Consider the following 13634-nt stretch of genomic DNA (forward strand, 5'->3'; position numbering starts at 1 on the left):
ACTGCCTGCCATTCATGCAATGGCGGGCTTTCTCTGTTTCAGGAAAAAGAAAGGCCCTAATGATAATAGAAAAAGAAATCAGAGGGTACAATAATGTTTGACAATCCTAAAAAAACCGGAAAGAAATTTCTCATATTTACGAACAAAGAATTTTTTAAAAAGTGTATTGTTCGGATTTTGTATTGACTTCCAGTTTGGATTATTGATAAAATAGGTTTGTTTGATAAGAACCGGTTAATGATCGGTATTACGTGAACCTTTGGAGGTGCTTTATTCAGATGTCATCAGTTGTAGTAGTCGGTACACAATGGGGAGACGAAGGTAAAGGTAAAATAACAGATTTTCTATCCCAGAATGCGGAAGCCATCGCTCGTTATCAAGGTGGGAATAATGCAGGGCATACAATTAAATTTAACGGCGTTACCTATAAACTGCATTTAATTCCGTCAGGGATTTTTTATAGTGATAAGATTTGTGTCATTGGAAACGGTATGGTAGTTGATCCAAAAGCTCTTGTAGAGGAGCTTGCTTATTTACATAGCCATGGGGTGAGTACGGATAATCTTCGTATCTCGAATCGTGCACATGTCATTCTTCCTTACCATATCAAATTGGATGAAGTCGAAGAAGACCGTAAAGGCGCCAACAAAATTGGAACGACTAAAAAGGGAATCGGCCCTGCATATATGGACAAAGCTGCTCGTAACGGAATCCGCATGGCAGACCTTTTGGACCGTGAAATTTTCGAGGAAAAATTGTCTCAAAATCTTGTCGAAAAAAACCGTATGTTCGAACGCTTCTATGAAACGGAAGGTTTCAAAATTGAAGATATCTTGGAAGAATACTATGAGTACGGACAACAAGTGCAGAAATATGTTTGTGATACATCCGTTGTATTGAATGACGCACTTGATGAAGGAAAACGGGTATTATTCGAAGGGGCACAAGGTGTCATGCTTGATATCGATCAAGGAACATACCCATTCGTCACTTCTTCCAACCCGGTTGCAGGTGGAGTTACAATCGGTTCGGGTGTAGGTCCTACGAAGATCAACCATGTGGTTGGAGTATGTAAAGCATACACAAGCCGCGTGGGCGATGGTCCTTTCCCTACAGAATTGCATGATGAAGTCGGTAACCAAATCCGGGAAATTGGCCGTGAATATGGAACAACTACAGGCAGACCGCGCCGTGTAGGCTGGTTTGACGCTGTTGTCGTTCGCCATGCTCGCCGTGTCAGCGGGATTACCGATTTATCATTGAACTCGATTGACGTATTATCAGGTCTTGATACGGTCAAAATTTGTGTGGCCTATGAATACAAAGGCGAAATCATTCATGAGGTACCAGCGACTTTGAAAGCGATTGGCGAATGTAAACCAGTCTATGAAGAGCTGCCAGGCTGGTCAGAAGACATCACAGGCTGCAAATCATTGGATGAGCTTCCAGAGAACGCTCGCCACTATGTAGAGCGCGTATCTCAATTGGTAGGCATTCCTTTGACCACTTTCTCTGTCGGTCCTGACCGTAACCAAACAAATGTCGTGAGAAGCCCTTGGCGTCTAGCGTAATTCATGAAAAAGGAGCTGGCTTTTTTTGCCGGCTCTTCTTTCATTTTTATGATCGATGCATTATATGTCACGTTCGGGAGGTCCGGGATACCGAGTGAATGTGGATAAAAACTATAGGGAAAATAAAAAAGATAAGAAAAAAATAATTTTATTTCAAAAAACTATTGCCTAAACTATAAGAACCATGATATTATCAAAAGCGTCGTCACAATAGAACAAGCCATTAACAAGCTGCAGATGGTAAGTTAACATCCAGCAAAGAAACATTTCATTAGAACGAGCCATTAGCTCAGTTGGTAGAGCATCTGACTTTTAATCAGAGGGTCGAAGGTTCGAATCCTTCATGGCTCACCATTTTTTCCGGCCCATTGGTCAAGCGGTTAAGACACCGCCCTTTCACGGCGGTAACACGGGTTCGAATCCCGTATGGGTCACTTCTTTATATATATCCTTTACTGGTCCCGTGGTGTAGCGGTTAACATGCCTGCCTGTCACGCAGGAGATCGCGGGTTCGATTCCCGTCGGGACCGCCATTTTATTTTTATTCTAAAATAGAATATTTGGCTCAGTAGCTCAGTCGGTAGAGCAAAGGACTGAAAATCCTTGTGTCGGCGGTTCGATTCCGTCCTGAGCCATCCTTGTATAAACGCCTTTCCTTTAGGGCGTTTTTTTGTTATGTGCCCAGAGGATTCTGAATGAAATCTTGTAATAGATTGTTAACGTTTTGTAACATACCATTTTCGGCCAATTCGGGATATAACTCGCTTTTACCCTTGATGGGCTTAGGCCCACTCCTTTTTCCGCAGTTTATTGAACTGTCCCCATTACCATATCTATTGGTACAAGTTGTCACCATTTATACAGTTCTATTACATTATGAAGTCGGTTTCTTGTTTTTTTTCTTAATATGGTAGAGTTATGAGTGATAAAAATCATTATAGAAATCAGTCATAAGCATCAGGATATTTAAATTGGACTAATAAATCTCAAATAAATTTGATTAGTTTCTTAATTGGTGACTGAGCCGTTAAGGAGGACAATATATGTTTAGCTCAAAAGGCAAGGGGATCATCCTGTTGATGGTTTCCGTCATTTTGGTGCTTGCGGGCAATCGGGTAACTGCTGCTGGGATATCGGAAACTACAACCATACAGCATGTTTATCTTAATGATGAGTTCGTCGGCAGTGTGACGGATGAAACGGAAATCGAAAACATCGTAGCCGATAAGGTAGAGGAAGCACAGGAAGATTATCCTGACTTTACATTCGATAAGGAGACACAGCTGAAGTTCGTACCTGAAGAGGTATTCGATGAGGATGTTAAAGAGGATCAGGCTGTTAAGGGAATTCAGGATCAGTTGAATGTGAAGGCCGAGGCGTATGAAATCGACATAGATAACCAGGCGGTCGCTTATGTTGCGTCAAAGGAAGATGCAGAGGACGTTCTGGAGAAAATCACTTTATTATATGTAAATGAAGAGGAATATGCTGAATACGAATCAGGTAAAAAGGAAAGTGAAAAAGATGCCGATTCGTTAAAAGAGCCAGGAAGCAGAATTCTGGACATCGAATTTTCACTTCCCGTTACGTTTAAAGAGACAATGGTATATCCAGACGAAATCAAGAGTGTCGATAAAACCCTTTCCATGATAGAAGAAGGAAAGGAAGAAACGACGATCTATGAGGCTAAGGAAGATGAAGATCTTGAAGCCATTGCCAATAGCCATGATATGGACCTGGATCAACTGCTGGAGCTGAATCCGGGACAGGATGAGGACAAAGGTGTTAAAGAGGGCGAGCGTCTCTATGTGACCCAGCGTACCCCCTATGTGAACGTAGTGGTAGAAAGAGAAGTATTAAAGGAAGAGAGAATCCCTTTTGAAAAGAAAGTGAAGGAGGATGACGAACTTCCAAAGGGCGAACTCATTACTGAACAAATGGGGAATGAGGGGATTCTTGCGTTCACCTATAATGTATCTGAAACAAATGGAAAGAAAATCAGTGAATCGATCGTAAAAAAAGAAGTCACGGAAGAAGCTAAAACGGAAATCACCAAAAAAGGCACCAAGGTCATACCTTCACAGGGCAGCGGTACATATTCATGGCCTGCAGATGGGGGCTATATTTCCAGTAAGCAGGGCCAGCGCTGGGGGAAACTTCATAAAGGTATCGATATTGCAAGGCCAGCCACCAGGACCATAACGGCAGCAGATCATGGGATAATCGAAACTGCCGGGAATTCTGGAGGATATGGAAATAAGATAACGATCAATCATAATAATGGGTATAAGACAGTGTATGCCCATTTGGATTCAATAGATGTAAAAGCGGGACAAAAGATTGAAAAAGGCATGAAAATCGGCATGATGGGTTCAACAGGTCACTCGACCGGTGTCCACCTCCATTTTGAAATATATAAAAAAGGGTCTCTCGTTAATCCGCTAAACTATATAAGTCAGTAATTGATGGAAGTCTTCGAAAATTATTCGAAGACTTCTTCTGCTTTATTAATAGATGAGAATAATAGGAAAAAGGTGATTTAATGCCTATAAAATGATAAAGTAGAATAGAGACAATTTGCTTTCATTCCGGTGTTCAGCCCCTTTTATTGGGTATATATATGTAACTTTGCTGAAACTAGGTTGCGAAGCTTTGTGCAAGCAGAAGGAAAAGTGAATAAGGTCCCGGATAAGGACATGGTTTTTAATAGATTCAGTTCAGTTATTAAAAAGGAGATAAGTACATGGATAAAAAGATTTTGGTAGTGGATGACGAAAAGCCAATTGCTGATATATTACAATTCAATCTAAAAAAAGAGGGCTACGAAGTTTTTTGTGCTTATGATGGCAATGAAGCTCTCAAAATGGTGGAAGAACGGCAACCTGATTTGATTTTACTTGATATCATGCTGCCTCAGCGCGATGGGATGGAAGTATGCAGGGAAGTAAGGAAAAAGTATGAAACCCCGATCATCATGCTAACGGCAAAAGACTCGGAGATAGATAAGGTGTTAGGATTGGAGCTTGGTGCAGATGACTATGTGACAAAGCCATTTAGTACCCGGGAAATAATTGCCCGCGTTAAGGCGAACCTTAGACGTCAGCAAGCCGTTCCGGTTCCCGATCAAGAAAATGAACCGAAGGAAATTACGATAGGCACGCTCACTATCCATCCGGATGCCTATGTGGTATCCAAGCGCGGCGATACGATAGAATTGACGCATCGTGAATTTGAGTTGCTTCATTACTTAGCGAAGCATATCGGTCAGGTCATGACAAGGGAGCACTTATTGCAAACCGTGTGGGGCTATGATTATTTTGGTGATGTACGGACGGTCGATGTAACGGTCAGACGTCTTCGTGAGAAGATTGAAGACAATCCAAGCCATCCTGGCTGGATTGTAACTAGAAGAGGGGTCGGTTATTACCTGCGTAACCCTGAACAGGAGTAGTTTCTATGAAAAAGGTTGGTTTTTTTCGCTCAATTCATTTTAAATTTGTTCTGATTTATGTATTGCTCATTTTCGTGGCGATGCAAATAATCGGGGTATATTTTGTTGGGGAATTGGAAGAAAATCTTGTCGGGAACTTTACGAAATCAATAAAAGGTCACGTTAACCTGCTTACCTACAGTATTGGTGAAGAAATGGAAAAAGAGAGGGGAGAGGAAGATCCGACCCTCGAAGAAGCGATTGATGCTATATTGAGAGACCGGGATAATTCATCGAATGATATTTCGGAAGTACGTGTCATCGACACCCGCAGCAGACGCGTGATCGGAACTTCAGCCCCAGGTAACCAGGATATTGTAGGGAAGAAGACGACAGAGGTCCTCATTAAGAATACGCTCACTTTTGGAAAAGAAGATAGTGATATATTTCGCGATAAGGGCAGGAGGCTCTGGGTCCTTTCGACACCCGTTGAAGCAAATGGGGAGGTCATTGGCGCCGTCTATGTAATAGCCGAGATGGAGAATGTCTTTGAGCAGATGGATGAAATCAATAGCATCTTCATGACGGGTACGGCCATCGCTTTGGTCATTACGGCCATCTTGGGGATCCTGCTCGCACGAACGATCACCAGACCCATGTCTGATATGAGAAAACAGGCCCTGGTGATGGCAAAAGGGAATTTCTCCAGAAAAGTCAGGGTATATGGCGATGATGAAATTGGCCAGCTTGCCGTCACTTTCAATAATTTGACCAAAAAACTCCAAGAGTCGCAATCAAGCACAGAAGGAGAGCGGCGTAAGCTTTCATCTGTCCTTGCCAATATGACGGATGGCGTAATTTCAACGGACAGGCGCGGTCGGGTGAACTTGATTAATGAACCGGCGGCACAATTATTGAATGTCTCGAGTGAAACCGTCATGAACCAACCGATCATTGAGGTTTTGGGTCTTGAAGAAGAATATAAATTTGAGGATTTACTGGAAGAGCGAGAGTCCATTATCCTTGATTACAGCAAAAAAAACCGGCCTTTCATTTTGAGGGGGAATTTTTCGGTCATTCAAAAGGAAACGGGATTCGTTAATGGTTTGATCACTGTTTTGCATGATATAACAGAGCAGGAAAAAATCGAGAGCGAACGCAGGGAATTCGTTGCCAATGTATCACATGAACTGCGAACTCCGCTAACGACGATGAGAAGTTACCTGGAGGCATTGGCTGAAGGTGCATGGAAGGACGAGGAAATCGCTCCATCGTTTTTAAGTGTGACCCAAAATGAAACGGAGCGAATGATCAGGCTTGTTAATGATCTGTTACAGCTTTCGAAAATGGACAGTAAAGATTACAGGCTTAAAACCGGCTGGGTGAATTTCAATAAATTCTATGACCACATCATCGATCGTTTTGAAATGTCGAAAAATGATGACATCACGTTTAAGCGTGATTTGCCGAAGGAAGCTTATTTTGTGGATATTGATGAAGATAAAATTACCCAGGTTCTTTATAATGTAATCTCCAACTCATTAAAGTACTCACCTGAAGGGGGTCAAGTGACTTTCCGCGTCAGGGCATCTGATGGCTTTATCATTGTGAGCATTACAGATCAAGGCGTGGGTATCCCGAAAAACGTCATTGATAAAATTTTCGACCGCTTCTACCGTGTGGATAAAGCAAGGGCCCGTAACTTAGGCGGGACAGGGCTTGGTTTAGCGATTGCAAAAGAGATGGTCGTGGCGCATGGCGGGAAAATATGGGCGGAAAGTGTGGATGGAAAAGGAACTACCGTGTTCTTTACACTTCCTTACGAACAGGAAGAAGAGGATGATTGGTCATGAATTTTGAACGTGCAAAAAGTATCATACTGATTATTTTGGTTGGGACAAGCATATTTTTGACATGGAGCATTTGGACGTACGAGCCTGAGTATGATCCATTTGAACAATCGTCGGAATTTATAAAGATTAAAAGCGATGTCCAGATTGTCAGTGATGTCATTAAACCAGTCAGTATCCTTTTCCATGGCAATGGGCAGCATTTCCAGACTTCCAGCCCGGTAGAAATCAATGAAATGGAAAATGAATTTTTACAATGGCGTTTCAGCGGTTTAAAAGAGGTATCCGTAAAAAGGCTGCAAAGGAAATTTGACGATTTTGTTCATGAAGATGGATCGATCGAAATCGAATTCTCCGATGATATCCCCATTTCTCTTTATAAAACGGTATTGAATATAAGGGATAAGGAAGTGCCTGAATTTTCGTTTGATCGAATCATCATTAAACAAAAGGATATCGGCGGTAATGAATCTGCCGTTTATTTTGTTTCCTACGATAAAGAGAAGGTTTATCAAGGTTTGGTCGATTCTAAAAAGCTAAGGAATTTCATGGATTCATTTTATTGGGGTTCCTATAATAAGCATCCTGAATACGTTGCCGAAACGATAAACAGCAAAAGGACTCTGTTCGTCCCGGAAAACCCAGTGGAAATCAACAAACTTGAATATTATATTGACTCTTTGGATATTGGAAACTTGAAAAATGCGTTATTTAGTTTTCCGAAGTTCGTTCGCCAGGAATCGGTTTCGGTCGGTGAGGAATATACGGATGGAACAAGACTGATGACGGTCAATAAAGAGAATTACTTAATTTCTTATATAAATCCGGCACAAAAGAGCAAGGTATTTGACAGTTCCAGTGATCTTTTGCAAAAGAGCATCGATTTCATCAATGATCATGCCGGTTGGGAAAATAACAATTACCGCTTTGCCTATATGTCGGAGAATGAACAACGAGTGGTATTCCGTTTATTCGTAAATGGTTATCCGACCTTCAATGAATCTGGAATGACAGAAATCGAGCAAATTTGGGGGAAAGAAGAAATTTATAGCTATGAACGCCCATACTTTTCACTTGACTCAGTCCTCCCGTCAGTAGGATCGACAAAGACTTTACAAAGCGGTATAGAAGTAATTAATCAGCTGAAATCGAAAGATAATATCGATTTCAAAAGTGTGGAGGACATCTCGATTGGCTATAAACTGAAAAAATCCCTCGATTCCAAACTTGTAACTCTAGTTACACTCGAGCCCACTTGGTATTATCGTATCGGCGATAAATGGTTTATTGTGCCTTTTGATGAAGATACGGGAGGCGATCAAAGTGGATTGGAATAATACAAAGTCGATTTTCATCATGGTTTTCTTCGTTTTGAATATTTTTCTTCTTTATCAATTCCTGGAAAAGATTAATGACTCCCAGTATGAAAGTTTCACGGAGTCATCAACGGAAGAACTGTTGAAAGAAGATGAGATTTCAATAGAAACCCCACTTCCGAAACAAAAGTCGGATCAATTCCTGATTGCCCAAAGCAAGACTTTCGAGAAGAAAGATATACAGTACCTGAAAAATCAAAAAGCAAAGATCATCGATGATAAGAAGCTTGTGGGTACATTTAAGATACCGGTTGGCATGAAAGCGGAAATTAATGCTGCAGATCTTGATATATTCCTGAAGGAGTATATATTAAAAGGAAATGAATATCGTTTTTGGAGCTATGATGAAATAAGCCAGACCATCACCTGCTATCAAGTGGCAGATAAAAAGATGTTTTATAATAATAGTAAAGGGAAGGTCACTTTATATCTGAACAAGAAGGGTGAAGTTGTTTCCTATGAACAAATGTATTTAGAGGGGATCAAAAAATTCAATAAACCTAAAGTATTGACATCTGCTGTAAATGCTATCGGAGCATTATATCAGAATGGTGATATTGATCCCAAAAGTAACGTCACGAATGTAAAATTGGGATATTACAATTCGTTGCAGACGACATCTGTGTCACATTTACTTGTGCCAACATGGTGGGTGGTCATTGATGACGAAACGGATCTCTTCGTGAATGCTTTTGATGGAGAGGTCATTGAATTGAATACAGAAGAAAAAATACTGGAGTGAGTATAGATGACAATGCATTTTAGTGTTCTCGCAAGCGGGAGTACAGGAAATGCCTTTTTCGTGGAAACGGAGGATCAATCATTCCTTGTCGATGCCGGCTTAAGCGGTAAAGCCCTGGAAGCATTGTTTCAGGATATAGGCCGTGATATGTCCAAGCTATCCGGTATCCTTGTTACCCATGAACACAGCGACCATATTAAAGGTCTTGGCGTGGTTGCCAGAAAACATAAACTCCCGATATATGCGAATGCAAAAACATGGAATGCCATGGAGCGATCGATCGGTGAAATTGCAACCGAACAAAAATTCACATTTGAAATGGAACAGGTCAAAACGTTCGGCAGCCTTGATATAGAATCTTTCGGTGTTTCACATGATGCGGCAGAGCCGATGTTTTACGTCTTTCATCATGAAGATAAGAAACTTGTGGTCATTACCGATACAGGGTACGTAAGCGATCGGATGAAAGGAATCATCTCAAATGCCGATGCTTATGTATTCGAAAGTAACCATGATGTGTCCATGCTGAGGATGGGAAAATATCCATGGAGCATCAAGCGCCGGATTTTAAGTGATGTCGGACATGTTTGTAATGAAGACGCTGCCCTTGCAATGAGCGAAGTGGCCGGTGATAAGACCAAGCGGATTTACCTGGCCCACTTAAGCCTTGATAACAATATGAAGGATCTAGCAAGAATGTCGGTGGAACAGACGTTAAAGACAAAGGGAATCATCGTGGGTGAACAATTTTCCTTATATGATACTGACCCGAAAAGACCAACGGAACTTGTTACATTATAAATGAAAGGAATGGATGAGGGATACCTTGTTCATTCCTTTTTTATTTTTAAAAATTTCGATTCGTAAGTTACGAATCGGATTAAAAGGGGTATCGTTTGGTTAGAACTGTATAGGTAAAAGGAAAAGGGCTGATACTAGTCAATTTTATGTTGCCCCTTAAATTCAGCATGCATTTTTTTAGAAAAATTTCGGTAATTGAGTATAATTGAGGGAGGATACCAAACAATAGAATTGCTATAATACATTACTAAAATGAGAGGATGGGGCGGTCTTGGGTTATTATGATCAGAATGATGAGAACCGAAATAAACGGAAAAAAAGCCATACGAGCTATTTTCTAGCAGGCTTGGGGGGCGCCATCATCGGGGCCTTACTTATTTTATTAGCCTTTCCGGGAAGCGGACTGTTAAATAACGATGAAAAAGAAAGTACAACGGAAAAACCAATGGAGAGAAGGACCACGGAGCAGTCCCAGCAAAACCTTACTCTTGATGTAACAAGTGCCGTCACCAATGCCGTTGATAAAGCCAGCGACGCAGTGGTCGGCATCACTAACATTCAGGAAACGAACTTCTGGGGTCAAGGGGGCAACGCCGAGGACAGTTCAGCAGAAGCCGGCACTGGATCTGGAGTCGTCTACAAGAAAGATGGCGGCAAGGCCTATATCGTCACGAATAATCACGTCATTGAAGGAGCTAATGAACTTGAAGTGACATTAAGTGATGGCACTAAATTGCCAGCTGAACTACAAGGCAGTGACCCATGGACAGATTTAGCCGTCATTGTCGTTAATGGTGAAAAAGTCAAAACCATTGCTGAATTCGGAAAATCCAGCAAATTGAAACCTGGTGAGCCCGTCATTGCCATTGGCAATCCATTAGGCCTTCAATTCTCCGGGTCGATCACACAAGGGATCATCTCCGGTTTGGAGCGGACGATAGAGGTGGATATCAACGAGGACGGACAAGTGGATTGGAATGCGGAGGTCATCCAGACCGATGCGGCGATTAATCCAGGTAACAGCGGAGGGGCACTCGTTAATATGTCAGGGCAGGTCATCGGAATAAATTCGATGAAGATTGCAGAAAATGCAGTGGAAGGAATCGGTCTTTCCATTCCGATCGATTCAGTAATCCCCATTATTAATGATATAGAGGAATTTGGTGAAGTGAAACGTGCTTTCTTGGGTGTTAACCTGGCATCTGTAGAAGAAATTTCCCAATACCATCAACAAAATACATTAAAGCTGCCAAGGAAAGTTACTTCAGGCGTAGCAATAACAGGCGTTCAAAGCAACTCTCCAGCATCCAAAGCAGGATTGAAGGAATTTGACGTCGTAGTTGGAATGGATAATGAAAAAATCCATGATGTCGTGGAATTAAGAAAATACCTTTACAATGAAAAACAAGTCGGTGATAAAGTTAAAATCATTTATTACCGTGACGGAAAGAAAGAAACAACGGAAGTCACGCTTTCAAGCAGCGAAATTTAAAGAACAAAAGGACAGGGGGCAGAAAATGCCTCCTGTCCTTTCTATTTCCTTGCGCTTTTCTTATTTTTTGTTACGATTACCTGTGGATATATACTGAAATTAAAGATCTCAAGTGACTTGTGGATAATTGGGAATGGAAGTACCGGGAATAATGAATGGGAAAGGAGATATGAAAGATGAAATTATATTGCTGTCAGGAACACGTGGACATGGCGCTGGATGAAGTGGTATACGAATGTGAAACCTATCCTGTTTTAACGCTTGTTCCCGAAGAAAATCAGTTATCAACAACCTGTGAATATTGTCGAAACGTGGCAATATATCTAGTAGGGAACTAATATTCCCATACAAGATGTGGATAGATTTTGTGGATATGTGGATAACTTTTGTGGATAACATGTTTGTAACCTGTTCTTAACATTTTCCGAAGATTAAAGCGGCGGGTGGAATCGTTTAGATCCAAGCATTAGGTAGTATGAATAATCAAGATAATTGTTCGGATTGGAACTAAGTCCAGCCGAATATCTTCAATAATGAAAGTTACCGTTGCCGCTTTCAGGGGGCAGCGGTTTTTATTTTAAAAGCATTAAAAATTGGAAAGGATATGCTTGTTTTGCTTATAGGTCACTGTAAGGTATGATAATAGGTAGGCAAATCCAACAATTGATAGTAAAAACATAATGAAAGCTAGAGGATATATATGAAAATAACGATTATTACTGTTGGCAAGCTAAAGGAAAAATACTTAAAGCAAGGAATTGCTGAATATACAAAAAGGTTAAGCGCCTATGCTAATATAGAACTTGTCGAAGTACCGGATGAAAAGGCTCCGGAGAACCTGAGTACAGCGGACATGGACATTGTAAAGCAAAAGGAGGGTGAACGAATCCTGGCAAAAGTCAGCCCGGACACCTACGTAATAACGCTTGAGATCAATGGAAAACAGCTTACCTCAGAACAGCTGGCCACTCATATGGATCAGCTCGCCACCTATGGAAAGAGCAAAATTGCCTTTATTATTGGCGGGTCGCTTGGACTTGGCACCGAGGTGTTATCAAGAAGCGATTATGCCCTTTCCTTCTCGAAAATGACCTTTCCGCATCAATTAATGAAATTGGTTCTTGTGGAGCAAATATATCGGGCTTTTCGGATAAATAGAAATGAACCATATCATAAATGATAGAGACTGATTCCGGGGGAGTTCCCCTTAATGTAATGGGTTAAAGTATTAAATCTTACTGTAATGAAAAGAGGGTAACGAATGAATAAAGAGTCCATTTATGGTTTAACATTCGAACAATTGACAGCGTGGCTTTCGGACCATGGCCATAAAAAATTCAGAGCTTCCCAAGTCTGGGAGTGGCTTTATAGAACACGTGTGACGAGTTTCTCTGAAATGACGGATGTTAATAAAGAGTGCATAAAATTACTTGAAGAGCACTTTGTCATCCAGACTTTGACTGAGCACGTCAAGCAAGAAGCAGCGGATGGCACGATCAAGTTTCTGTTTAAATTACAAGATGGCAACCTTATCGAAACGGTTATGATGAGACATAAATACGGAATTTCGGTTTGTGTCACCACCCAAGTGGGCTGTAATATTGGCTGCAGTTTCTGTGCCAGTGGGTTATTGGCCAAAAGCCGTGATTTATCCAGTGGGGAGATAGTGGAACAAATCATGAACGTTCAACTGCATCTTGATAAATTGGAAAAAGGTGATGTTGTAAGCCATGTTGTTGTAATGGGCATTGGCGAACCGTTCGATAACTTCGAAAATATGTTAGACTTTTTGAAAGTGCTCATGGACCATAAGGGTCTTGCTATCGCGGGCAGGCGCATTACTGTTTCGACTAGCGGCCTTGCCCATAAGATCTATGAATTCACCGATACTCAATTACAGGTGAATCTGGCCATCTCATTGCATGCGCCGAATAATGAGCTCAGGACACAAATCATGAAGATAAACCGAGGCATCCCAATAGAAAAATTGATGAAATCTCTTGATTATTATTTAGAGAAAACGAATAGGAGAATTACGATCGAATATATCCTATTGAAAGATGTCAATGACCATAAAGAAGAAGCCGAGCAACTTGCCGATCTTCTTGATGACAAAAAACATCGTCTCTATGTCAACCTGATCCCATATAATCCTGTAGATGAGCATAGCCAATACCAAAGAAGTGACAAAGAGTCCGTTCTCTCGTTTTATGATACGCTGAAAAAGAGAGGCATCAATTGTAAAATCCGCCAAGAACATGGAACGGATATTGATGCGGCTTGCGGTCAGCTTAGAAGTAAACAAATCAAAAAAGCCGAAGCTAAGTAAATTCATTAATAAACAAAAAGAGGACGCAAATTTTGCGGCCTCT

General features: G+C 41.2%; 11 protein-coding genes and 4 tRNA genes. All 15 read left to right on the forward strand.

The genetic code is table 11. From position 1 onward, the window contains the following. Window positions 1–278: 278 nt before the first annotated feature. The 15 genes from OTG27_RS00150 (at window position 279) to rlmN (ending at window position 13591) form a co-directional block, all read left to right on the forward strand. On the forward strand, window positions 279–1571 hold the full coding sequence (locus OTG27_RS00150) for an adenylosuccinate synthase (protein WP_034316136.1): 1293 nt from the start codon (window positions 279–281) through the stop codon (window positions 1569–1571). 278 nt (window positions 1572–1849) lie between these two features. Next, window positions 1850–1925 (forward strand) — tRNA-Lys (locus OTG27_RS00155). 8 nt (window positions 1926–1933) lie between these two features. Further along, window positions 1934–2005, forward strand: a tRNA-Glu gene (locus tag OTG27_RS00160). A gap of 23 nt (window positions 2006–2028) precedes the next feature. After that, window positions 2029–2104: transfer RNA gene (locus OTG27_RS00165), tRNA-Asp, on the forward strand. A gap of 29 nt (window positions 2105–2133) precedes the next feature. Continuing rightward, a tRNA-Phe gene (locus tag OTG27_RS00170) sits at window positions 2134–2206 on the forward strand. A gap of 408 nt (window positions 2207–2614) precedes the next feature. Continuing rightward, complete coding sequence (locus OTG27_RS00175; RefSeq protein WP_268935908.1) at window positions 2615–4033, forward strand: peptidoglycan DD-metalloendopeptidase family protein; 1419 nt, start codon at window positions 2615–2617, stop codon at window positions 4031–4033. Window positions 4034–4314: 281 nt separating this feature from the next. Next, window positions 4315–5022, forward strand: coding sequence for a response regulator YycF (gene yycF / locus OTG27_RS00180; RefSeq protein ID WP_034316131.1), 708 nt, complete (start codon window positions 4315–4317; stop codon window positions 5020–5022). A 5-nt stretch (window positions 5023–5027) separates the two neighbouring features. Then, window positions 5028–6854 carry a cell wall metabolism sensor histidine kinase WalK gene (gene walK, locus OTG27_RS00185; RefSeq protein WP_268935909.1) on the forward strand — a complete coding sequence of 609 codons (1827 nt, stop codon included), beginning with the start codon at window positions 5028–5030 and terminating at the stop codon, window positions 6852–6854. After that, on the forward strand, window positions 6851–8188 hold the full coding sequence (locus OTG27_RS00190; RefSeq protein WP_268935910.1) for a YycH family regulatory protein: 1338 nt from the start codon (window positions 6851–6853) through the stop codon (window positions 8186–8188). Before walK ends, OTG27_RS00190 begins: the two co-directional genes overlap by 4 nt. Next, window positions 8175–8969, forward strand: a complete 795-nt coding sequence (locus tag OTG27_RS00195; protein WP_268935911.1) for a two-component system regulatory protein YycI — start codon at window positions 8175–8177, stop codon at window positions 8967–8969. Before OTG27_RS00190 ends, OTG27_RS00195 begins: the two co-directional genes overlap by 14 nt. A 6-nt stretch (window positions 8970–8975) precedes the next feature. Further along, complete coding sequence (locus OTG27_RS00200; RefSeq protein WP_034316123.1) at window positions 8976–9770, forward strand: MBL fold metallo-hydrolase; 795 nt, start codon at window positions 8976–8978, stop codon at window positions 9768–9770. A gap of 271 nt (window positions 9771–10041) precedes the next feature. Beyond that, complete coding sequence (locus OTG27_RS00205; RefSeq protein ID WP_268935912.1) at window positions 10042–11262, forward strand: S1C family serine protease; 1221 nt, start codon at window positions 10042–10044, stop codon at window positions 11260–11262. A 176-nt stretch (window positions 11263–11438) separates the two neighbouring features. Further along, the gene (locus OTG27_RS00210) at window positions 11439–11600 is read left to right on the forward strand and encodes a CxxH/CxxC protein (RefSeq protein ID WP_065310847.1); all 162 of its coding nucleotides are present in this window, start codon (window positions 11439–11441) and stop codon (window positions 11598–11600) included. A 362-nt stretch (window positions 11601–11962) separates the two neighbouring features. After that, window positions 11963–12442 carry a 23S rRNA (pseudouridine(1915)-N(3))-methyltransferase RlmH gene (rlmH, locus tag OTG27_RS00215; RefSeq protein ID WP_034316119.1) on the forward strand — a complete coding sequence of 160 codons (480 nt, stop codon included), beginning with the start codon at window positions 11963–11965 and terminating at the stop codon, window positions 12440–12442. Window positions 12443–12523: 81 nt separating this feature from the next. Continuing rightward, window positions 12524–13591 carry a dual-specificity RNA methyltransferase RlmN gene (gene rlmN, locus OTG27_RS00220; protein ID WP_095678798.1) on the forward strand — a complete coding sequence of 356 codons (1068 nt, stop codon included), beginning with the start codon at window positions 12524–12526 and terminating at the stop codon, window positions 13589–13591. Window positions 13592–13634 lie beyond the last annotated feature (43 nt).

Source organism: Peribacillus sp. AS_2 (assembly GCF_026891895.1).
GTDB classification, from domain to species: Bacteria; Bacillota; Bacilli; order Bacillales; family DSM-1321; genus Peribacillus; species Peribacillus frigoritolerans.

Coding starts and splice junctions, on each gene's coding strand:
- OTG27_RS00150 (WP_034316136.1), top strand. CDS start 279: ATGTCATCAGTTGTAGTAGTCGGTACACAATGGGGAGACGAAGGTAAA.
- OTG27_RS00190 (WP_268935910.1), top strand. CDS start 6,851: ATGAATTTTGAACGTGCAAAAAGTATCATACTGATTATTTTGGTTGGG.
- OTG27_RS00210 (WP_065310847.1), top strand. CDS start 11,439: ATGAAATTATATTGCTGTCAGGAACACGTGGACATGGCGCTGGATGAA.
- rlmN (WP_095678798.1), top strand. CDS start 12,524: ATGAATAAAGAGTCCATTTATGGTTTAACATTCGAACAATTGACAGCG.
- walK (WP_268935909.1), top strand. CDS start 5,028: ATGAAAAAGGTTGGTTTTTTTCGCTCAATTCATTTTAAATTTGTTCTG.
- rlmH (WP_034316119.1), top strand. CDS start 11,963: ATGAAAATAACGATTATTACTGTTGGCAAGCTAAAGGAAAAATACTTA.
- OTG27_RS00200 (WP_034316123.1), top strand. CDS start 8,976: ATGACAATGCATTTTAGTGTTCTCGCAAGCGGGAGTACAGGAAATGCC.
- yycF (WP_034316131.1), top strand. CDS start 4,315: ATGGATAAAAAGATTTTGGTAGTGGATGACGAAAAGCCAATTGCTGAT.
- OTG27_RS00175 (WP_268935908.1), top strand. CDS start 2,615: ATGTTTAGCTCAAAAGGCAAGGGGATCATCCTGTTGATGGTTTCCGTC.